The sequence below is a fragment of the Rhizobium sp. 01N447_2 genome, from assembly GCF_056399245.1.
Genome location: NZ_JBFTQY010000051.1, coordinates 1 through 21212, shown reverse-complemented (window position 1 = coordinate 21212; position 21212 = coordinate 1). Strand labels below are relative to the sequence as shown.

At 61.1% G+C, this 21212-nt stretch carries 25 protein-coding genes; 12 read left to right on the top strand and 13 right to left on the bottom strand.

Features of this window, described 5'->3' with window-relative positions:
* Positions 1-26: 26 nt before the first annotated feature.
* Entirely contained in the window at positions 27-197 is a 171-nt protein-coding gene (locus AC1ECN_RS26885; RefSeq protein WP_018242662.1) for a hypothetical protein, read from the bottom strand.
* A gap of 190 nt (positions 198-387) precedes the next feature.
* Here AC1ECN_RS26885 and AC1ECN_RS26880 point away from each other — a divergent pair, with 190 nt between their 5' ends.
* Positions 388-588, top strand: a complete 201-nt coding sequence (locus tag AC1ECN_RS26880) for a hypothetical protein (protein WP_024322484.1) — start codon at positions 388-390, stop codon at positions 586-588.
* A 1-nt stretch (position 589) separates the two neighbouring features.
* On the top strand, positions 590-799 hold the full coding sequence (locus AC1ECN_RS26875; RefSeq protein ID WP_128405579.1) for a hypothetical protein: 210 nt from the start codon (positions 590-592) through the stop codon (positions 797-799).
* A 100-nt stretch (positions 800-899) separates the two neighbouring features.
* Here AC1ECN_RS26875 and AC1ECN_RS26870 read toward each other — a convergent pair whose 3' ends face one another.
* Complete coding sequence (locus AC1ECN_RS26870; RefSeq protein ID WP_130672817.1) at positions 900-1790, bottom strand: SDR family oxidoreductase; 891 nt, start codon at positions 1788-1790, stop codon at positions 900-902.
* A gap of 90 nt (positions 1791-1880) precedes the next feature.
* Here AC1ECN_RS26870 and AC1ECN_RS26865 point away from each other — a divergent pair, with 90 nt between their 5' ends.
* The 3 genes from AC1ECN_RS26865 (at position 1881) to AC1ECN_RS26855 (ending at position 5247) form a co-directional block, all read left to right on the top strand.
* A complete protein-coding gene (locus AC1ECN_RS26865; RefSeq protein ID WP_130672816.1) occupies positions 1881-2705 on the top strand; it encodes a helix-turn-helix transcriptional regulator in 825 nt (274 codons plus the stop codon).
* A 241-nt stretch (positions 2706-2946) separates the two neighbouring features.
* A complete protein-coding gene (locus tag AC1ECN_RS26860; protein WP_130672815.1) occupies positions 2947-4488 on the top strand; it encodes an Ig-like domain-containing protein in 1542 nt (513 codons plus the stop codon).
* A gap of 546 nt (positions 4489-5034) precedes the next feature.
* Positions 5035-5247, top strand: coding sequence for a hypothetical protein (locus AC1ECN_RS26855; protein ID WP_003560596.1), 213 nt, complete (start codon positions 5035-5037; stop codon positions 5245-5247).
* Positions 5248-5371: 124 nt separating this feature from the next.
* Here AC1ECN_RS26855 and ftsZ read toward each other — a convergent pair whose 3' ends face one another.
* The 4 genes from ftsZ to AC1ECN_RS26835 form a co-directional block, all read right to left on the bottom strand.
* Positions 5372-6391, bottom strand: a complete 1020-nt coding sequence (ftsZ, locus tag AC1ECN_RS26850) for a cell division protein FtsZ (protein WP_003560594.1) — start codon at positions 6389-6391, stop codon at positions 5372-5374.
* Positions 6392-6858: 467 nt separating this feature from the next.
* Positions 6859-7467, bottom strand: coding sequence for a hypothetical protein (locus AC1ECN_RS26845; RefSeq protein WP_130672813.1), 609 nt, complete (start codon positions 7465-7467; stop codon positions 6859-6861).
* Between the two features lie 452 nt (positions 7468-7919).
* A complete protein-coding gene (locus AC1ECN_RS26840; protein WP_130672812.1) occupies positions 7920-9293 on the bottom strand; it encodes a sensor histidine kinase in 1374 nt (457 codons plus the stop codon).
* Complete coding sequence (locus AC1ECN_RS26835) at positions 9290-9958, bottom strand: response regulator transcription factor (RefSeq protein WP_075224019.1); 669 nt, start codon at positions 9956-9958, stop codon at positions 9290-9292. The genes AC1ECN_RS26840 and AC1ECN_RS26835 overlap by 4 nt, the downstream gene beginning before the upstream one ends.
* 145 nt (positions 9959-10103) lie before the next feature.
* Here AC1ECN_RS26835 and AC1ECN_RS26830 point away from each other — a divergent pair, with 145 nt between their 5' ends.
* Positions 10104-10580 (top strand): hypothetical protein, encoded by a 477-nt coding sequence (locus AC1ECN_RS26830; RefSeq protein WP_075224018.1) that lies wholly within the window; start codon positions 10104-10106, stop codon positions 10578-10580.
* Between the two features lie 70 nt (positions 10581-10650).
* Positions 10651-11118, top strand: a complete 468-nt coding sequence (locus AC1ECN_RS26825) for a hypothetical protein (protein ID WP_018074352.1) — start codon at positions 10651-10653, stop codon at positions 11116-11118.
* Positions 11119-11322: 204 nt separating this feature from the next.
* On the opposite strand, the gene AC1ECN_RS26820 is transcribed toward AC1ECN_RS26825, so the two are convergent.
* A complete protein-coding gene (locus AC1ECN_RS26820; protein WP_477954646.1) occupies positions 11323-11637 on the bottom strand; it encodes a hypothetical protein in 315 nt (104 codons plus the stop codon).
* Here AC1ECN_RS26820 and AC1ECN_RS26815 point away from each other — a divergent pair.
* Both AC1ECN_RS26815 and AC1ECN_RS26810 read left to right on the top strand, forming a co-directional pair.
* Complete coding sequence (locus AC1ECN_RS26815; RefSeq protein ID WP_477954647.1) at positions 11569-11760, top strand: hypothetical protein; 192 nt, start codon at positions 11569-11571, stop codon at positions 11758-11760. The genes AC1ECN_RS26820 and AC1ECN_RS26815 overlap by 69 nt on opposite strands.
* A gap of 61 nt (positions 11761-11821) precedes the next feature.
* On the top strand, positions 11822-12985 hold the full coding sequence (locus tag AC1ECN_RS26810) for a hypothetical protein (RefSeq protein ID WP_245484727.1): 1164 nt from the start codon (positions 11822-11824) through the stop codon (positions 12983-12985).
* 327 nt (positions 12986-13312) lie between these two features.
* Here AC1ECN_RS26810 and AC1ECN_RS26805 read toward each other — a convergent pair whose 3' ends face one another.
* Together AC1ECN_RS26805 and AC1ECN_RS26800 are read right to left on the bottom strand one after the other, a co-directional pair.
* A complete protein-coding gene (locus AC1ECN_RS26805) occupies positions 13313-14299 on the bottom strand; it encodes an aldo/keto reductase (protein WP_130655830.1) in 987 nt (328 codons plus the stop codon).
* 176 nt (positions 14300-14475) lie between these two features.
* Positions 14476-15012, bottom strand: a complete 537-nt coding sequence (locus AC1ECN_RS26800; RefSeq protein ID WP_024322473.1) for an ATP-binding protein — start codon at positions 15010-15012, stop codon at positions 14476-14478.
* A 485-nt stretch (positions 15013-15497) separates the two neighbouring features.
* Here AC1ECN_RS26800 and AC1ECN_RS26795 point away from each other — a divergent pair, with 485 nt between their 5' ends.
* The 3 genes from AC1ECN_RS26795 (at position 15498) to AC1ECN_RS26785 (ending at position 17780) form a co-directional block, all read left to right on the top strand.
* Positions 15498-15878, top strand: a complete 381-nt coding sequence (locus tag AC1ECN_RS26795) for a VOC family protein (RefSeq protein WP_018074358.1) — start codon at positions 15498-15500, stop codon at positions 15876-15878.
* Positions 15879-15923: 45 nt separating this feature from the next.
* Positions 15924-16406 carry a cupin domain-containing protein gene (locus tag AC1ECN_RS26790; RefSeq protein WP_050566567.1) on the top strand — a complete coding sequence of 161 codons (483 nt, stop codon included), beginning with the start codon at positions 15924-15926 and terminating at the stop codon, positions 16404-16406.
* Between the two features lie 411 nt (positions 16407-16817).
* The gene (locus tag AC1ECN_RS26785) at positions 16818-17780 is read left to right on the top strand and encodes a hypothetical protein (protein ID WP_164582012.1); all 963 of its coding nucleotides are present in this window, start codon (positions 16818-16820) and stop codon (positions 17778-17780) included.
* A gap of 52 nt (positions 17781-17832) precedes the next feature.
* Here AC1ECN_RS26785 and AC1ECN_RS26780 read toward each other — a convergent pair whose 3' ends face one another.
* From AC1ECN_RS26780 to gntH, 4 genes are all read right to left on the bottom strand, one after another.
* A complete protein-coding gene (locus tag AC1ECN_RS26780; RefSeq protein ID WP_018074361.1) occupies positions 17833-18384 on the bottom strand; it encodes a DUF805 domain-containing protein in 552 nt (183 codons plus the stop codon).
* 253 nt (positions 18385-18637) lie between these two features.
* Positions 18638-19066: a DUF2721 domain-containing protein gene (locus AC1ECN_RS26775; RefSeq protein ID WP_024322468.1), complete on the bottom strand. Its 429-nt coding sequence runs from the start codon at positions 19064-19066 to the stop codon at positions 18638-18640.
* Positions 19067-19157: 91 nt separating this feature from the next.
* Positions 19158-20231: a CobW family GTP-binding protein gene (locus tag AC1ECN_RS26770; RefSeq protein ID WP_245484726.1), complete on the bottom strand. Its 1074-nt coding sequence runs from the start codon at positions 20229-20231 to the stop codon at positions 19158-19160.
* Positions 20224-21212: guanitoxin biosynthesis MBL fold metallo-hydrolase GntH (gntH, locus tag AC1ECN_RS26765; RefSeq protein ID WP_477954629.1), on the bottom strand; the 989-nt coding region annotated here is incomplete at its 5' end. The genes gntH and AC1ECN_RS26770, both read right to left, overlap by 8 nt.

Below are 21212 nucleotides of genomic sequence, written 5' to 3'. Positions count from 1 at the left end.
ACACGCGTTGCGGCAGCCTGCCGACCTCAATTGCCATCGTTGGGCCGTGCCTTGGCGCTGTCATTGCTGCTGTCCGAGGCGGTTTTTCCGTCCGGCTGTTGGCCGAAATAGGTGCCGCCGAGGTGGCCGCCGGCGCTGGTGTTCTTGACCTGCTGTTCGGCGCGTTTCTGAAGTTCACGGGCGTTGGTCTTGCTCATTTTCGGCTCCATATTTGAGGTCGACCTGTGGTCAACCGATGGAGGCCGACACTGTTCCATATTTTTCTGAGCCAACCGCCGGGGCTGGCTGTTCGGTGAGAGCAAAAGATCGGCCGCTGGCATTTGTGAGACTGGGCGGGAACAGTTCGGGGTTTTGCCTGTTGTTCGAATTCAACATGGAGAAACGAACATGGGCATGACGACACCAAAAGCCGGCGCCCCCGGCACGACCGACCAGTCTCCCCGCTGGGAAGGGCCGAAGGGAAATAAGCCTCGCGGCTACATGAAGGCCAAGGACGATCCGGATCGCGACCGCGACGCGCATGGCGAAAACAATCGCGACCCCGAGACGAAGAATATCAGTGACGCCCTGAAGCAGAAGGGCGATTGACATGGCCGATCCCAAAAAAGACGCAGCCGGCCAGTTCGCCAAATCCCAGGCGGACCGCAAAAGCAGCGGCGTAATCAGCGCCAAGCCGACCGTTATCACGGGCTCGGAGGATGCGACGGTCAACAAGAACCCGCCCGGCAAGAAGAAGCCCGAGAAGGATTGGGACATCAATTACGACCCCGCCGATAGGAACGAGAGCCGGTCGCACTAGCTCAGGCTGTCGCTGGTTCTCCTCACCAGCCAAGCCGGGAGGCATTTCCGTTTTTTCCAGTCACGGAAATGCTCCATTTTTGTATGCGGACACGGTTACGCTACCCACCGAAATAGGCCGGATGGTCGATATCGGCGAGGAGGCCGGGCTGTTGCGGCTGCCAGCCGAGCAGCGCGCGGGTATGCTCGCTCGAGGTCGGGATGTCGAAGCCGGCGAACATGGCGAACCAGCCGAAATGCTCGGCCGCTTCTTCCCGTGCGAGCGAGACGGCGGGCACATCGAGCCGCCGGCCGATGACCTCGGCGATCTGCCTGAAGGGAACTCCCTCTTCGGCGACTGCCAGGAACGGGCCGCCGACGGCGCCGCGCTCGAGCGCCAGGCGATAGACGCGGGCGGCATCGAGCCGGTGCACGGCCGGCCAGCGGTTCTGCCCTTCGCCGATATAGGCCGAGACGCCCTTGCGCCGGGCCAGATCGATCAGGATCGGCACGAAGCCGTGGTCGCCATGGCCATGCACCGAGGGCGGGAGCCGGACGGTGGAGGCGCGCACGCCACGGGCGACAAGCGATACCGCGGTGATTTCGGAGGCGCGAGGGTAGGTCTCCGACGTCGGCATGGGCGGATCCTTCTCGGTGCCAACGCGACCAGGGGCAAAGCCGAGGCCGGCTGTGACCAGTAGCGGACGATCGGAGCCTTGGAGGGCTTCGCCGAGCGCCTCGATGGCGCGCCGGTCGGCGGCGCAGTTCTCGGCGAATTTCGAGAAATCATGGTTGAAGGCCGTGTGGATCACGGCGTCCGCCTCCGCCGCACCGCTCTTCAGGCTTTCGAGATCATCGAGCATGCCGTGATGGACTTCGGCGCCGGCAGCCGCCAGTTGACCCGCTCCTTTGTCGGAGCGGGTGAGGCCCAACACCTTGTGCCCGGCGGCGATCAAATCATCGACGACGGCCGAGCCTACCCAGCCGGTGGCTCCAGTAACGAATACGCGCATTTGATATCTCCAGTTTTGCTGGAGACACATATCGGCCCTGCCTCTATCATGGTAAAGTAGTGACATTATCATGGTATAAAGGCTAACAGGATGAGTGAATTCGTCACCTCGGACAACCGGCTCGGCGCCTATCTGAAGGGTCGCCGCGTCAGACTCGATCCCGCCGCCCTTGGCTTTGCGGGGGAGAGGCGGCGCACGCCGGGTTTGCGCCGCGAGGAGGTGGCGAGCCGCGCCAATATCAGCCCAACCTGGTACACCTGGCTGGAGCAGGGGCGCGGCGGGGCGCCGTCTGCCGACGTGCTCGACCGGATCTCGCGCGCGCTGATGCTGACGGATGTCGAGCGCGAGCATCTCTTCCTCATCGGCCTCGGCCGGCCACCTGAGGTGCGCTACCACAGGCAAGAGGGCGTGACGCCGAGGTTGCAGGGCGTGCTCGATGCGCTGGACCCGAGCCCGGCGCTGATCCGCAACGCCATCTGGGACGTGATTGCCTGGAACCGGGCGGCGACTGTGCTTCTAACCGACTACGGCGCGCTGCCGCCGGAAGAGCGCAACGTGCTGCGCTTCATCTTCCTCGATCCGCGCGTACGCGCCGCCCAGTACGACTGGGAAAGTGTCGCCCGCTTCGTCGTCGCCGCCTTCCGCGTGGATGCGGCCCGCGCGGGTGCTGCGGCCGAGGTCGAGCCCCTCGTTGACGAACTCTGCCGCAAAAGCCCCGAATTCCTGGCGATGTGGCGCGACAACGACGTGCGCAGCCACGGCGAGGGCGCCAAGCACATCAAACACCCCATCCTCGGCCCACTCGCTTTCGAATATTCCGCCTTCCAGGTGGATGGCCGGCCGGATCTCAGCATGGTGGTGTACAACCCGGCGACGGCGGAGGATGCGACGAAGATCAGGGAGCTGGTGGGCTGAGGTGAGGCATTGGTCGATCGATGATATAGCGGCCTTCATCGCCTCGCCGCGGTCTTGGTCGCCGCGTCGGTCTTGATGGTGCTGTCTGCGTCGGCGGCATCCGCCTGGGGCGAAGCCTCCAAGCATGACAAAGCTGTGAAAAGCTAAAATACTACTCCTGCTAGAAAATTCGTTGACCGTGCCGGTGTCAGCTGCTTTCCTCCCGATAGACCAAGGCGAATGGATCTTGAAGGAGATATCCATGACAGTGCTTGCAAAACCTGTGGCGGTTGATGATGTCAGCAGCGCTTCCGAGAATGACGTGATCTCGGGCAATCTGCTGGATAATGATCTGGCCGGGGGCTCCGGCAACATGTTCCTCAACTTCTTCGATGGCGAGCGGGTTCTCGCCAAGACGGCCGGGCAGATCACCGATATCGAGGGTGAATACGGCACGTTTCACGTCAAGGCCGACGGCTCTTATACCTATACGCTGAACGAGGCGGCCAAGGCGGGCTTCGTTGACGGAATGACGTTGACGGAGACGATCGGCTACAAGATCTCCGACGGCGCCGGCAATACCGATGTCGGCCATTTCACGCTCGACATTCACGGGGTCACGAGCCCGCCGGTCGCGGTCGACGACGCCTTCTCCTTCCGCGAAGGAAGCGAGATGGCCCGCAACGTGCTCGCCAATGATCACCCGGGAGAGGCGGGCACGCTCTTCCTGCGCTCGGTCGAGGGCACGAGCATTCCTGCCAGTCAGGGGCAAGGGCAGACGACCGACGTGGCGGGTGAATTCGGCACCTTCCATTTCGCAAGCGATGGAAGCTTCACCTACGATCTCAATCCAGCCGTCAAGGCGGGCCTCGATGACGGCGAGCATGTCACCGAGAAACTCCAATATTACAAGGTCTCTGACGGCGCCGGTCACGCGGATGCCGGCGTGATCACCCTGACCGTCGACGGCGTGACGGACGGGAAGTCGTTGAACACCGATCATGTCGAGGCCCAGGCGGATGTGGTGCGCCCCTTCCTGGACCATTACGAACTCCAGGGGGTCGCGGTCGATCCGCTAACGGGCAAGTATTACGTCAGCTCCGGCCATGGTTTCCCAGATGATTCCATGGTGAGCGTTTACGACAACGCCGCGGCATTTGAAGCCGACAACGCCAGCGGCGCCATCTCTCTCGGCGACTATGACAAGGGCGAATATGACATCGGCGGAACCTATTTTTCGGTCCGCGGCGGCGAGATCATCGGCCGAACCAACGAGGCGAGAGGCGAGGAGGACCCTTTCCCCGATCAGACCTATCTCGCAAAGTGGGATGCCGCCGACGGATCGTCCGATCAGCGGGGCGACCCGATCCCGGACCTTATCGGCGAGAATGGGGCGGGTACGTTCGACTGGGGTGGATTCACAGCCGTCAATACGATGCAGGATTCGACCGGCATTTACGTCGTCGGCCGCATCGATGATGCCATCTGGCAGGTCTCCAAAATCGATCCCGACACGCTAAACCCGATCGAGTCCAAGACCTTCGCTGCCGGCGGGCTCGGCTACGGCTTTGCCGTCGACGGCACGTTCTTCTTCGGCGATTCCTCCAACAGCGAGCATATCGGCACGGCCTTCGACTTCGAAACCGGGGTCAAGACAACGGTTGACGTCAACATCGCCATACCGGGAGACGACTTGATCACCAACGTGGTCTATGACTCAGCGGCGGATAATCTCTACCTCACCAACACCGGGACCGACGAAATCTCCGTGGTGCACAATATCTCGGACGTCCTGTTCGTCTAGCKCATCGGCCCGAAAATCGGAATCGATTTTCGGAAAGCACGATGCGAGGATTGAAAGTGTTAGAGCGTCCTTTGTGCGCCCGAAAGGACGCACGGCGCTCTAATGGGCCTTACCGCTCGAATGCCGACGCCGCCCCGCCCGTTCTCTTGACGGCGGGGCGTTTAACGGCGGCGTGAGGCGCGGATGCGGGCAGCGGGCTGCCTTCCAGGCCGGTCGCTACCACTGAGACGCGGAACTTGCCGTCGAGGCTGCGGTCGAGATCGCCCCGACGTATGCAGTCTTGCCGTTCCGGACAAGGCCGCTCTCCAGCCAGTACGAGGCGTCTCCGGCTGTTCCGGCAGCGAGAGCGGCGGGCCGTGCTGAACATGGATGGCGGCCGACGCCTTCAGCCGGCCGCGTGGACCGGTTTCGGCCGATGAATTGGAACCATGAACCCGCCATGCTGTTTACCTGGAAGGCGCAGAAGCGCCGATAACGGGGATGCCGATTGCCGGCCAACCCGGTAATGACGATCGGCCTTTCGGTTCGCCTATGGAGKAGCACGACATGCAAACGACCCGATCGAAAGAACTGGCGGACGAATACCTGCGGCTTGGCGGCAAACGGCTGGCCAAGATCGATGACAATATCGTCAAGATCCGCCACTGGGATGATGACACGCCGGAGGCCGAGGCCTTCTGGCAGAAGCACATTGAGCCGTTGGATGACAAGCGCCGCGTAGAGGTCGAAACGCACCTTCCCACGATCAACGACAGGTGATCGCGAATCAACGACCGGTGATCGCGGCGATTTCCCCGGAGCGCAGGACATTGAAGCACGACAGCGCCGCGCGTCTGAAAAGACGCGGCAGGCTGTTGTGCTCGGATATGTCGCGCCGCTGCGCTTACTGCAGCGTGCGCGTCTGAACCTGCTCGGCGGCGTGAGGCGCGGATGCGGGCAGCGGGCTGCCTTCGAGGCCGGTCGCCACCACCGAGACACGGAACTTGCCGTCGAGGCTGCGGTCGAAGATCGCGCCGACGACGATATCGGCGTCTTCCTGGACTTCGTCGCGAATGCGGCTTGCCGCCTCGTCCACTTCGAACAGCGTCATATCCGAACCGCCGGAGATCGAGATCAGCACGCCCCTGGCGCCCCGCATCGAGATATCGTCGAGAAGCGGGTTGGCAATTGCTGCTTCCGCCGCCTTCATCGCGCGGCTTTCACCGGAGGCTTCGCCGGTACCCATCATCGCACGGCCCATGCCTGACATGACCGACTTCACGTCGGCAAAATCGAGGTTGATAAGGCCTTCCTTGACGATCAGATCGGTTATGCAGCCGACGCCGGCATAGAGCACGCGGTCGGCCGTCATGAAGGCATCGGCGAACGTCGTTTTTGCATCAGCAATGCGAAAGAGGTTTTGATTGGGAATAACGATGACCGTATCGGCCGCCTGGCGAAGCGCCTCGATGCCGATTTCCGCCATCCGCATGCGGCGGTTGCCTTCGAAGGTAAAGGGCTTGGTGACGACGCCGACCGTCAGGATGCCGGCGGCACGCGCAGCGCGGGCGATGACAGGTGCAGCACCCGTGCCCGTTCCACCGCCCATGCCGGCGGTGACGAAGCACATGTGCGAGCCGGCCAGGTGATCCATGATCTCATCGAGCGACTCTTCGGCAGCCGCATGGCCGACCTCAGGCAGCGAACCGGCGCCGAGACCCTCCGTCACATTCGCGCCAAGCTGGATGCGGCGCGTCGCCTTGGAGGTGGCCAGCACCTGAGCATCCGTGTTTGCGGCGACGAATTCGACGCCTGCCAGCTTTTCCGCGATCATATTGTTGATCGCATTGCCACCACCACCACCAACGCCGATGACTGTAATATGCGGCCGTAGTCCAGAAATGCCGCTCTTGGCGTCCGTCATCGCGCTCTCCTTTGATGTTTCGTTCATGCCCACCCTCGTTTGCGGACGGCGAATCGGGCGTCAGGATACTCGAGCAACAAGGCAGAGGCGAGGCGAAAGACGTGTCAGCGGGAGCGGCGGTGACCGGGAAGGGGCTGGGTTGCTGCTTTGAGGGAGGGAGCATCAAGCCGGGAGCTGAGAATTACGCTTCAGGGATAGGTCGCGAAAGCAGCCTTGCGCCAAAAGCGGGCATCCTATCGAGATAAAACGCTATCGTACGTTTCCTGCCCCCATCGGCGAGGTGGCGGCCGTGACAGGACTCCCTTACGCGAACCGGACCGCTGTTCTCGCGCGCGCCTTTGCGACGACTTCCTCGCGATCGCGAGCCGAGCCGCGGTGGAAAGCACAAAACCGGAAGACGCAGAAGCGCCGATGACAGGACGCCGATCGCAGGACGCCGGCCTTATCCCGGCAATGACGATCGGTCGCTAGGGAAACGCGTCAATGACGTTTTGATACACAATATAGAAGTGTTCGCCAACTTTGCTGACGCTGAAGGGCCAGTCCGAACCAGGATAGAGATTGACGCATTCTTTCTTTTCCGAGCACAATTTTTGGGTTCGCTGTTGCCAGGCGGCGGATTGCTCGCCGCTGGGCAAGGCAATCTCATCACTCTCATCATACACAAGCGTCGTGGATGTTATCGCCTTGAACATACTGTCCAATGCAAATGTCCTGAATCGCGGCTCACCGCTCGTCACATCGGTTCGTTCGATCTCTGCCAGATACGTTTGCTTGTTCAAAGCAAATCGAACGCTGTCGGGCGTTATGCCGGTAGCAGCAACGATGTAAATAATGACTAGCCACGGAAGGGGCGTGATCAAGAGCGACACGACACGCCACCAGCGCCGCCGCGCCAAGTTGATGCAGATGGAACCGGTCACGGCGATCACGGTCAGCGCGAGAGTGATAAGGCCGATGATCCACCAGTCCCATTTGGGGGCCAGCCACCATAGCCAATTTTGCGCCAGGTACGGCAAAAACCAGATTGCGTATGTCCAAGTAAACTTGTCATCACGTTTTTCCGACTCTGCCACGTTTAGCTACCGGTCATTTATTGATTCCCTGATCAACAATAACACGCAGGATAGATGGCGATTTGAAAGAGGGGTGGCACTGATGACCTAGCTGAAACACGACCAGCTGATCGCGGCCGCGATGCTGGCCACAACGATGACATCCCTGCGTCAGGCCGAAGCCGCTGAGTGCGAGTAGGAAACCTTCGAAGAGGCGGGATATGTCGTCTGTACTGTTGAAGCTGACAAGCCGACCCCTTGGCGAAACGTTGGCCACATGAGTTTCTGGATGTCGCTGATCGGGTTATCGGCTTACAGCCTTCTTACGTGCCCCACGAACTTCCAGCATTACTGGCGGATATAGCTGAAGCGGCCCCGGCCCTCCGAAGCACGATCGCTTGGCGCCGCCTCCACAGCCTTGTCACGGGTTGAGCTCATCTGAACGAATGATGCCATTGTTTAGCTTGTCGTCATCACGCAGGAACCAACCCCACCACCACCGGCAAACACAACACACACCGTAACCCCACCGCCCCATTTACCTCGAGCACCAGCGACCCACCATACAATCCCGCGAGTTCGTTGACGATACTCAGCCCAAACCCGTTGCCCGGCACGTGTTCGTCCTCCCGCACACCCGGCAGCAGCACGGCATCGCGCCGATCCGGCGGTATGCCCGGACCGTCGTCCTCGATGGTGATGCGGGCGGTTGGGCCGTCGCGGTGGGCGCGGAGGGTGACGTGGGAGGCGGCCCACTTGAAGGCGTTGTCGATCAGGTTTCCGAGCATTTCCTCGACATCGCTTTCGTCGCAGGCGACGCGCAGGCCCGGCGCGATATCGGTGTCGAAGGCGATGTTGCGTTCGGCGTGGATCTGGCTGATTGCCCGGTGGAGATCGGCGACGGAGACCGCGAGGTCGGTGCTGGCGACATTGTCCGACGAGGCCATCACGCGGCGGGCGGCGGCGAGGTGGTGTTTGATCCTGTTGTCGATGCGGGCTGCGAGGCTGCGTAAAGCGCCTTGCGGATCGTTCTTCTCGTCGAGCGCGAGCAGCAGGCTCGCCACGGGGGTCTTGAGGCCGTGGGCGAGATTGGCGAACTGCATGCGCGTCGCCGAGAGCCTTTCCTCATTGGCTGCCAGCAGCGCATTGGTTTTCAGCGAGAGCGGCGCAAGCTCGACGGTCGCTTCATCCGGCAGGCGGGCGCGTTCTCCCCGGTTGATGGCATCGATATCGGCCGCCATGGATTTCAGTGGGCTGAGACCAAAGCGGATCTGCCAGAGCGTGCCGGCCATCAACACAAGGCCGAGCAGCAGCATGCAGGGCACCAGCCAGAAGAGAGCGCGGAGCGCCGGGCCGACGAGGGCGATCATCGGCGCCGTCGCGGTGATCGTCAGCGTCATGCCGTCAATGCTGCGCACGGCTTGGCGCAGGTAGAGCGGCCCTCTTCCCCGATCACCGCCGCTGCCTGATGTTGGCATGCCCATCAGCACATGGCGCAGGTCCTGCCGTGGCGGCGGTGCGTCGATCGTGCCGTTCATCAGGGAGCGCGAGGTCAGGCGTTGCTGCCCGTCGTCGATCTGCCAGTACCAGCCGGAGGAGGGGCGATCGAAGGGCGGCGCATCGAGCGGCGCGGAGAGGGCGATCCGTCCCACAGCGTCACGCATCACCGCGCCAGCAAGCGCGTTGATCTGGGTGTCGAGACGCTGGTCGATCTGCTCGCGCACTACCGTCTTCAGCGCCAGCCACAGCACGATGGCGGCGACGACAAGCGCCAGCGTCACGAAGATGCCCGAAAACATCAGCAGCCGGCCGGCGATCGATCTCGGTTTGAGGGACGGGGCCTTCATGGCGCCACTGCTGCCGTCAGCATATAGCCGCGGCCGCGCACCGTCTCGATCCGATCGGCCCCGAGCTTCTTGCGCAGGCGGGCGATGATGACCTCGATGGAATTGGAGTCGACTTCGGCATCGCCGTCATAGACGCGCTCGGTGAGTTCACGCCGGTCGACGATCATCTCCTTGCGCAGCATCAAGCAGGAGAGCACCCGCCATTCCAGCGCCGTCAACTTCAGCGGCAGGCCGTCGAGCTCGAAGGTACCGAGCTGCGCATCGAAGACCAGCGCGCCGCAGACGAGCCGCGAGGCGGCGTGACCGGACGCCCGGCGCACCAGGGCGCGCAGGCGCAGCACCAGTTCCTCCACCTTGAACGGTTTGGCGAGGAAATCGTCGGCGCCGGCCTTGAAGCTCGAGACCTTATCCGGCCAGCCGTCGCGCGCCGTCAGCACCAGAACCGGCAGGTTGCGGTCGCCCTCGCGCCAGCCCTTCAGCACGCTGACGCCATCGATCTTCGGCAGGCCGAGGTCGAGGATCGCGACATCGAAGAGTTCGGTCAGCCCCGCATGGAGAGCGTCCTCGCCGTTGCGAGAGATATCGACGACGAAGTTCTCCGATCGGAGCACGGCGGCAATCCGGCCGCTCAGGTCTTCGTCATCTTCGACGAGCAGTACGCGCATGGGGCAGGGCTTTCATCGCAGAGCATCTCTGGGAACGGGTCAAAACTATCGGGCCGAGCTTAACTCAATCTGAACGGAGAGGTTCAGGCAGGCGAGGGGGTGTGGCGGCTAGATTGCGGCCATTACTGAAGCAAGGAGCAGATATATGCCTGATGAAGACCAGGACAACGAACATGCCGAAGGCGCAACGCCCGTGCCGCGCCGGCGCCGGCTGGCGATCCCCGTGATCGCCGCGGCCGTGGCGCTTATTATCGGTGCTGCCGGGGGCGCGAGCGCCGTGAAGATGATGCGTCCCACACCCGAAATGGCGCCGCTGACGCCCGTGGCGATTTCGGCGATGCCGGCATCAAGCCTCATCACCATCAAGGGCAAGGTCGCCGAGATCTACGGCAACAGGTTCGTGCTGCAGGACGAGAGCGGCAAGGCGCTTGTTGAAACCGGCCGGGCTGGCGAGGATGGGGACCTTGTCGCGAAGGATGAAGCCGTCACCGTCCAGGGACGCTTCGATGACGGCTTCGTGCATGCGAGCTACCTTGTTCGCCAGGATGGACGAACCGAAGCGCTGCGTCCGCCGAAAGGCCCGCCCCACAGACGATTTGCAGATTTCGATCACAGGCCCTGACAGGCGTGAACCAAAGCCGCGCTGCGGTGTTTACCTACGCAGTTGATATCTCCGACACAGGAACGTTCCCATGCAAAGACTTCTTCTCTCAGGCATTGCCCTTGCCGCGCTCGCCGGCGTCGCTTTCGCGCAACAAACGCCCATCCCGCCATCGGCCGGCACTCCGCCCGCCGCGGCCGAGCCCAGCACACCGCCTTCGCCGCCGCCGCCAGCGCCTCCGTCTGCCTCCGGTGACGATGGGTCGATGATGGATGGGCCGATGATGGACCGGCCGGACGCGAGAGAACGTCCCGATCGCCCCGATCGCCAATGGCATGGCCCGAGAGGCGAGATGGGCTTCGGCGGCGACGGCGGCTTCCGTGGCGACAGGGGCTTCCGCGGTCATCGTCCGATGCTCCCGCCGCCCTCCAAGGCCGCCCATTTCCGCATCGAGGACGGCAACACCAAGATCGACCTGAAATGCGCCGAGGACGAACCGATGAAGGCCTGCGCGGATCTGCTGCTCCAGGTGATGGACCGCCTGCAAGGGCAGGACTGATCATCTGCGCTTGAGGCGGATTCCGGATGATGATGCGGTTGCCTGCGTTTTCTAGCGGGCGATTGCAGTTTGACGCGAACAGATGCTCGGGACAAGCCCAAGCATGGGGGAAGAGGGGCGCGTTCTCTCGCGGGCGGTTTGTGGGTTTCTTGGAGGCCGCGGCTCGGTGAAACGAACCGTCACCCCGACCTCAACAGGCGCCTGCTATTTGATGACGTTCACGTTCATCACGGTTTCCTCGATCTTCCCGTCTCCATAGGGGGAGCTGAGGACGATCCTGTCGCTGCCGATGTAGCCTGGCTCCGATGTATAGTAGCCAACGACGCCTCCCACCTTGACCGTCCGGCATTTCGCCAGCTTTCCCGCTGCATTGGGAAAGACCGGTTCGTGGACGATCTGGAGACGGCCATGCTTAGGCTGCTCCACGATATGCGTAGCCGGATAATCGGCATGGCTGCAATCGTTGTTGATATGCCAGGTCTGACCTATCCGCGTCCTTTCGCCACTAAGCGCCGTTATCGATTTGGACTTTTGTCTGAAGCTATTGGAGGTCGTTGTGCAACTCGAAAGCGAAATCACCGCCACTGCCAAAATCAAGCATGCAAAGAAATTTTTCACTATAAATCCTCAACTTTTGCTTGAATGAATATTGGATTCCTCTCAGGAGTCACTCAGGGGGCAAAGCCCCGATCCGGGAATTCTCTTGCTTGCAAATATCGGCGAGGTGCAATCTAGACGTGTCGTGGCGTGGGTCTTTCTGCTCGCAGTAGGTGCAGGGGTACTCCCGGCCGGCACCGGCGATGCCGGTGGCGTCCCTTTTTCCGCCAGCCGGAATGTTCCTGACTACAAGGCTTCGATGACCGTCCGAGATCCCTATCCTTTCCATCATAAGCCGAATGAATATTCGCGCTCGGTCTTTCATCACGACGGCTGGACCCGGGTCGAAGAGATCCAAGGCAATGAGGCAAACATCGCCTATGGAAGCGCCCTTGATAACGTCGTGTTATGGACGAGAAGGTTCGGCGACGAAGACTTTACGAGGGTCGACATCGACAAGACCAAGCCGCGGGAAGCAAGGGAAACCGGGGATGCAGAGAGTCGGGCCGGTGAAGCTTGCAAATGGTCGGAGATCACCCGCAAAGGCTCGCAGGATGGACCGATCTGGCTCAGCTGCCTGTCAGGTGACGGCATTGAAATTGGCGAAAAGGTCTTGTTCAGTAGCAAGGAGCTCATGACCGAAACGCGATTGGTCAGGCTCGAGCGAAAACCTGTTGCGGATTCCGAAGTCAGGCCCCCGAAGAGGCTCTTCGATCCCGGGTTCTGGCTGAAGCCGTTCAGGGACTATCCAGATAGGCCCGCAGATCGCGTCGACTTTGAAGCCAGAATGACCGGCATGCACTCAGACCTCAGAATCCTCAGGCATTATCCCTGGCAATCCGAAGAGCGTCGCGGCAAGGACGGATCGGTGCGATTCACGGTTTGGAACGACCTCGAAAACCAGGGAATCAACCTCATTTACTCCAAGCGCGAATATAGTCTTCAAGCTTTCCGCTCGCCGCTTGATCCCGCACAACCGTTCAATCAACTCTACGCTGAAAGAGGTCAGGCCGACGTGAAACGTAGAGATAATCACCTTGGTGAATCCTGCGCCTGGTTCAACATGACGCCCGACTCTGCAGACGCGGGCAGAATGGAATGTTTGACGCCGGATGGCGTGCCCCTGAAAGTCGACGCTTGGGCTTGGGGTGGGGACGGTGAAATCTACACCGCCGCCGAGCTCAAACGCCGCCCTGTCGACCTCAAGGAAATGCTGCCGCCGCGCGAATTGATCGAGCCCTCGGCGTGGGGATTTACGGTCGAGGACTGAGGGCGCCGCTCCCTGCATCCATCGGATGCCGGAACGCCCGCCTCGTCCTTCGAGGCCCCTGCGGGGCACCTCAGGATGAGGCTCTCTTTGGCGTTGGCGGACGGCGCACTGGCGCGAGACGGTGGCGCAACGGGAGCCGGGAGACATTCTCTCACGCTCATTGTTGGGTGCGGCATCCTCCAATGGCCCTCATCCTGAGGCGCGCAGCCCATAGGGCGGAGCCTCGAAGGACATGCTGCAACGCTGCTTCCAGCATCCATCCGGCCCCGGCGCACCCGAGAGACGAGGATGTTCGAGCTGACGCATCGAACGATCGGTGTCGTCGGCTCACCGCGTGACGCGAGCAGCCGACGTTGCGGAGTAGCGGTCGCCGTGGATTTCGATGCCAGAAAAGACCGCGTCGATCTCTGCCAGTTCTTTCGATGTGAAGGTGATGTCGGCGGCGGCGATATTCTCTTCCAGCCGGTGCAGCTTGGTGGTGCCGGGAATGGGGACGATCCAGGGCTTGCGGGCCATCAGCCAAGCGATAGCGACCTGGGCTGCGGTCGCGTTTCTGCGGCTAGCGATCGCCTCGATCGCATCGACCACCGGCTGGTTTGCCTTGCGGTTTTCGGCCGAAAGGCGCGGATTGGTCTTGCGGTGGTCGTTGCCGCCTTCGAAACTGGTGTTTTCGTCCATCTTGCCGGCCAGAAACCCGCGGCCGAGCGGGCTATAGGGCACGAAGCCGATGCCGAGTTCTTCGACGACGGGCAGGATTTCCCGTTCCGGGTTGCGCCACCAGAGCGAATATTCGCTTTGCAAGACGGTGACCGGCTGGACCGCATGGGCGCGGCGGATAGAGCCGGCATCAGCTTCGGATAGGCCGAAATGCAGCACTTTGCCGGCGCCAATCAGATCCTTCACCGTGCCCGCCACCTCTTCGATCGGCACGTCAGGGTCGACCCGATGCTGGTAGAAGATATCGATGCGATCGGTGCGAAGCCGCTTGAGGGCTTCTTCGACGACCACACGGATGCGTTCCGGCCGGCTATCCAGGCCGACTTCCGGCCGGCCATCCCTAAAGCCGAATTTCGTCGCGATCACCACCTCATCACGGATCGGCGCCAGCGCCTCGCCGACGAGATCCTCATTGGTGAACGGCCCGTAGGCCTCTGCCGTGTCGAAGAAGGTCACGCCCCGCTCATGCGCCGCCCGCAAGAGTGCAATGGCATCGCCGCGCTCCATCGCCGGCCCGCGATGATAGTTCAGCCCCATGCAGCCGAAACCGATTGCCGATACGTCAGGGCCTCTTTGGCCCAGCTTGCGTTTGATCATGCGGATGTCCTCCTCAGGTTTGATCGTAACCTAAGGGCAAAGGTTGGTATCGATTAGCCGGTGATATCGGCATGGGCTTATGAGTTGGGTTCATGAATGTCACCCGGCGAACTGTGAAGCGGCGAACTGCAAAGGGCGGCGAGGGCGCGTTTGCGCTGAAGGTCGATGGCTTGGCGTCATGACGCCAGCCGGAAGGCTCCGCTTTGCACGGCTTGGATAACGGCGCCCAGCGTCTCCTTCCTGTCGTGCCCATCCGTCGACAGAACATGTCGCTCAAACGCACCCAGCGATGAGAACTGTCGATGGAGCTCTGCAATAGGGCCGGGATCGGTCAGCGTGTTGCCGCCACGCTCCCGGCAGCGCCGGATGGCGACATCGAGCGGCGGACGCAGAATCACGTAGTGGAGGGGTGCCGCGATTTTCCGGAACGGTTCCAGGAACCACGGCCCGACGATGCCGTCCACGACGACGAAGTAGCCGCCGCCGGCATAGCCTGCCGCCGCCTTCGTCAACACGTCGACGACAACGATATTCTGTTCATGTGCTTCCGGCAGATAGGGCGGGATCACGCCGTTCTTGATGAAATGCCAGAAGTCGTCGGAATGAAGATGGACCTTCGGCGGGCCGGGCTCGCTGGCGAGCGCCTCGGCCGTCGTGGTTTTTCCCGAGCCCGGCGGCCCGGTGAGAATGAGAACTTCGCCCGTGTGGTTCATAGCATGGCAATTTCGCACGAAGCAGCATCGTTTCGCAATTAGCCGATAGGGGGTCGGCAATAGCCCGGCATGACCCCCTTCGTTCCGAAGAAGAAGCCGCTGAAGCGGCAGCTACTCCGGTAGCCCCGCCATCCTGAGAGCCTCGATATATCGATTGCGATCGTCCGGCCGCCGGAATGGTGGCAGTACGTCGGCGAGATTGGAAAGTCGGAGGGCCGGTCCTTCAGGCACAGGCGTGATTGTTTCCCGGGCTTGTGTTCCTCCCAGGATGGAATGCCGACCGATTTTCAGTATGTGCAGCCTCGTCAATGATTGGCGGGGCTTTTGCCGTCTGCCGGGCAGGTGGCTGCGGGTGTGGGCGAGTCCGCTCTGTTTGGGCAGGGACTGCTGATCTGGCATTCACCCTTCGCCATCACAGTCGTCTGTTTTTCCGCCGCGGCGATTTCGACTATGATGGGACGCTGGAACGATAGGGAGGGCACGGCATGATCGATCATATCACCATCGCAGTGAGTGACCTTGAGAGGAGCAAATTGTTCTATGAGCGCGCTTTCGAACCTCTGGGTTATCGCCTCTCCTTCGGGAAGGAGGGCGTGTTCTGGGCCTTCGATGTCGGCGGCAGCCTGTTCGAGATCCAGCACACCGACGATAAGCCGCCTCTGACGCGTGTGCACGTTGCCTTTCGGGTTCGGAGCAGGGCGGAGGTCGAGGCGTTTTATCAGGCCGCGCTCGAAGCCGGCGCCCGGGACAATGGCGCGCCCGGCCCGAGGCCGGAATATGAAGAGAACTATTATGCCTGCTTCGTTCTCGATCCCGACGAATACAATATCGAAGCGATGCTCAATGAGCCGGCGCCGCAAGGGTGAGGTGCAGGGCTCCGCTCACAGAATGCAATCGAGGGGGAAGTGGATATGTCCAGTTTCAGGAACGCCGTCGTCTCTTTGCCCGGCAAGGAGCGCGTGGCGAGCACGCCCTTCGGCGCGAGGATCGTCATCCATGCCACGGCCGCCGAGACCGGCGGCGCGTTCGGGATGTGGGAAACCTTCACGCCGCCCGGTCATGGTCCCGCCCCGCACACGCACACCCGGGAGACGGAATTCTTTCGGGTCATCCGCGGGCTCTATCGATTCCAATGCGGCGACGAGGCGTTCGACGCGCCTGTGGGAACCGTCGTCGTTCTGCCGCCACATGTACCCCACAGCTGGCGAAACATAGGCGAGGAACCCGGCCAGATGTTCGGCACGGTCACGCCAGGCGGCTGCGAGCAAATGTTCCTCGATATCGAGGCTTTTGGTGCCGATACGCCTGAGAAAATCGCGGTGATCGAAGCGCGACTGGGGATCATCAACGACATCACGCTGGCGCTCGGATTGACAGGCCCGCAACCGCGCTGATCGATCATCAGGGTGTCGATCGGATCCTCAGCCGGTGGCCGTCTTCAGACTTTGCGGCCAGAGGTCGAGAGGACCGAGCGGCGTTTTGCTCCAGTCGCGAGTCTGGATCAGCCGGCCAATTTCCCCGCCACCGACAGGAAAGCGAGCTGTGAGTGGCTGAGGGGATTCGGAATCCAAGGCTCGCTCCAAATTTTGATGGTCTTGCTAATTAGCTCATCCTTTGATTTTTTCCACCCATGGGTGTCACGGCTTCTTGTATCAATGTTGCGGCCACGCGGAGCGCGCCGGCGGCGCAATCTTGCGGCTGACGCTTCTACACCCGCAGCGGATCTCGCTCGCATTCCCGATACCACTTGAGGCTGAAATTTCCCAGTTGTTTACGAGCCGCTGGTACTCGTCGGCATCAAAGCGTTGGAGCCGCCGCTGATGATCCGATTGACGACACCATCGAGAGTGTTTTTTGCCATCACTGCAGTCGCCTATTTCCTCCAGATGGTGCCTGTCGTCAGCGAGATTCTGTTTTTTCTCGCGGTTATGGCCTGGCCGATCTTGCTGCTCAATCTCGGCTTTCTGGCGATGATTTTTGAATCGGCCTTCGGCGAGTCTCCGAGAATTCTGCTGATCTTTCCGGCGCTCTGGTTCGGTGGAAACGCGGCTGCCGCAACCTTGAGCCAGATCCGCCTGTCGGACCTGCGATCCGAAGTCGAACGGATGAACGAGGGCAAGACGCTAGGCTTCGATCCCGCGTCTCAGACGGTGGTGCTTGACGGAGAGGAAGCCATGTCCGGCGTCGCGTCCCGTCTGGTGGGGAGTTACGACGCCCCCGTCGCCTTTGCGCGGCAGACAGGCGGGAGCAAATTGCTGGCCTTCACAATGGGTGGTCGCGACATTTGCCAGAAAGCATGGGACCGGCGAAGCGGCTTATGGAAAAAGGATATATCGCCCTCCGGATATCAGGAGAACAATAAACTCGTTCATGGCCTCTGCGTCATCCGATACCCGGCCGCACCCCCGCCAAGCCGGATCGCGGTCAAATCCAGGGCCTATCAAAAATCGGAGGGTTTCCTGCTTCCCTTCGAATTGAAGGAATTCACGTTGACCGATGCCAGCGGTAAATCAGTGAGCGTCTATGCCGGAACCGCGCAGACCTTGAGCTGGTATCCGTTGCCCATATTGGGCTGCTCCTACATCGAGAAACCGCACCTGAAATGCTATGAGTATGTCTTCAGGCTTTCGGCAGACCCGGTTGGCGGTCGAGCTTCCCGTGAGAGCGACTTACCGGTTGACGTCATTGCCCGCGCATTGGGCCTTGAAAAGGCTCCCGCCAGCACTCGTGCTGCAAAAATCAACGCGGACAGGACCGATCTTCCTTAGGGGTTCGGTTACCGGTCGAGGACGTTCGTGCCGTGGCATCGAACGATCGACGTCACTGTCCTTCCATTCCCCGGCGTCCAAATGCAGTTCTTGCACCATTGACCTGAGGTCTGGGAACGTCGGTCGTCGTCACGCGATGCCTAGGTGCCACGGGCGGTTCGCGTCGCTGGGGCTCATCGGTATCAGGGGATGTCCAAGTGAAACGATAATCGCTCGGGCAAAACAGGAGTGACGCATTCAATGTAAAATTGGCGATCTTGGCGATTGTGGAGAATGCCGATACAGCGGCAGAGCCGGAAAAAAGCAGCGCGACGAAAAAAACAAAGATGTTGAGTGAGATCACTCCCAACAGAATGGGCTTCGGCTTGAAACCCATGTCGCGTATTCTTGCAGCTTGCAAGCTGTAGCTAACCCACAGAAGGGGCGGTCCGCACAGGATCCCCAGCGCAATCAAGACCGTGAAGAAGTCCTTGGTGCCCTGCTGCCTCATCACCAGCAGAACAGCAGCTAGCACTGCGCCGAAGACAAGGCCGATGCATGTGCTCGTGCAGAAATACTGCAGCCTTGCCACCCGCCCACGGAAAGAGAAAAGCACATCCAGCATTCGATCCCCCTTTTTTACGCGATATATCGAAGGGTGTTTTCGAACCTCTGAAAGACATCGGTAAAATCTGATCGAAAGGGTGTGTGTTGGGCGAGGGGGCCAGGCTCAACTCTTGTCCTTGGGGCAGGCGGGGCCGGGCGGGAGTGTCTGCGAAAGCCTCCCGTCGATGATCTCTTGCGATCGTCATGCTCGCTCGGCGAAAGCGTGATCGCGCTGCATCCGTCGGCTACTCTGCCTATGATCGAGCCCTCGCTCACTCCAGATAGTCGAATTCGTGCAAGTCCATGATCACGTCCTGAGCAAACCGAACGATCGCTCCGCAGAGGAGCAGTGTTGCCACGATGAAAAGAATGCCGGCTCCGTAGGAATAGCGAAGCCCGAAGAACCCGGTTGCGAAAACAATGCCGAGCAGCAGTCCTGCGCATAAGCCGCTGCCCAACGACAGGAGAATGCCGTTTCTGAGGAGCCTCGCGCGGGTCTTGAGGCGCGGAACGTCATTCTTCATCTGCGCTTTTTCCGAACCGTCCGGGATTGCGTTCAAAAGCCTGGCCCTGGCAACGACGGCACCCAGTCGTGCCGTCAGCAAAGAGATAAAGGCCGCCACCGCCCCGAGGAAAAAAGCGGGAGCGGCTGCACGCGAAAACATATCGGTCATCTCGACAACTGTCGGCACAAAACTCATCGTGTCGTCTCCCTGAACCTCTGCCGAGCCGGCTTCAACAGGATCGCGTCGACTTCGAAGTATCGGACTGCCTCGCGACATTGCCGGTTTTCTATGAAACGGAGCTGCTGCGGCAATGGTCAAAGAGCGCGTGCAGCATGGCTCCATCCACTCCATCATGCGCTCCGATGGCGACGATCCGGGTCCATGGTTCCCGGCCGTTCCATTCATCCCCTACTGCGATGTCCACACGCTTGCCGACAACCTGAAGAATGACCCGGCGCGTGGGTTCTTCGACGGTACGAACTATGCCTTTGCATCGATAGATGCCGGCGGGAAGCTTGCGCGCCGTTTCCCGGAGTGCTTCCAGTGAGAGGGGCTCTTGCCTCTCGTAGCTCCAGGTCGCGAAGGCTTGAGCGTGATCGTGCCGATGATGATGATGGTGATGCCCGCAACCGGGATCGCGGCAGTCGGAGGGATGGCCGGGTTTTTCGCGGGGAGGCATGGCATCGAGCCGCAAGGGATCGAAGCAACCGGCCGACAACAGGATCTCCAGCGGTACATTCCCGTGGGATGCCTGGACGAGACGATAGCGCTGGAAACGATCGTCGAGCCATGCCTTGATCCGCTTGATCTCCTCAGGCGGGACAAGGTCGATCTTGTTGAGGATCAGCATGTCTGCGAATGCCACCTGGCGAAGCTTCAGCTCCATCATCTCCGGTGCCGCGAAGATCTGCTCCGCGTCCATGATGCACATGATGCTGTCCAGCCTGATGCGGTCGCGCAGGTCGTTGCCCATGAAGGTGAGTGCGATGCCGGATGGGTCCGCCACCCCGCTCGCCTCGAGCAGGATGTATTCGGGCTGTTCGGGACGCTCTATCACGTGCATCACCGCAGCGACGAGATCGTCGCGGATGTTGCAGCAAACGCAGCCATTGGCGAGACTGACGAGGGTTCCGTCGTTCTCCAATCCGACAACGAGTTCGGCATCGATATTGGTCGCGCCAAAGTCGTTTACCAGCACAGCGACGCGAAGACCGTGATGGCCCGTGAGAATGCGATTGAGAAGCGTCGTCTTGCCCGCGCCGAGAAAGCCCGTCAGAACGGTTAGGGGGACGGCTTGTGTGCGAGCAATCGCGCTCATCTCGACGTCGCTGATGTCGTGAACCACCGCTGTCTCAGTCATCAAGCTTATCGATGATCTGCTGGAGTTTTTCCTGCTCCTGCGTGAGTTTGACCTGGGTTTCCCGGACCTTTCTCTGGATGACCTGGCGGACGTCGATCCTGAAGTCCTTCGGGAAATTGCGCTGCGGCTCGCGATAGACATCCGGCGGATAGTACAGCCTGGGCTCGATCTCCCGGTCGCGGACGTCCTGCTCCTGCATATCGGCAACCGTATGCCGGGGGTTGGGGAACCTGACCTCCAGATTGGTCGGGCTCAGGTCGAACAGGCCGACAGCGTCTCGTGGGCTCGGGCGAGCCATGTTGCCTGCTTCGGGAATGGCAGCTTTGCGCGTCCAGACAGCGTCTTTGGTGACGTTGACGACCACGACATCAGGCGCACCGAACTGGAACAATCCGCTGTAATGGACCCGAATCCCCGCGGTGATTTCCGGGATCAGTTCCTCGTCGTAAGTGACGTGTGTGACCATCGCGAGACGCGGCTGTATCTTATCGAACATGTAGCCAACCGCATAATGCGGGCTGTGAGCCTGATCGATTGTCGTGGTGACGATGACGGGCGGCATGCCCATTTTCAATGCCTGGAGGTTGGCCGTGTCCGGCTGCACTTCGGTCACGAACACGTCGACGCCCTTGGCCAGTTCCAGCGAGAGTTCGTCCGGACGCCCGTCGCCAGTCCAGACGAAGGACAGACCGTTCCAGTCGAGACGGTAGGCCGAGGCGCCGTCCTTGGTGTGCGATCGCCGCCAGTGGCGAATGACGACCCCATCCTTGTCGTAGCAAACGCCGTTGTCGTCACGGAAATCGAACTCATTGACCTCGACCTCGTAGCCATCGCCCATCGGACTGGCGTTGAAAGAGTCGGTGTGCCACTGGGTCATCATCTTCATGCCCTCGATCATCGTCTTGATGCCATCCTTCGGCGCCCGGCCGGATGGACCATGCACCCGCAACGGCTTCCATCGCCCCATCCACGGCGCGAAGG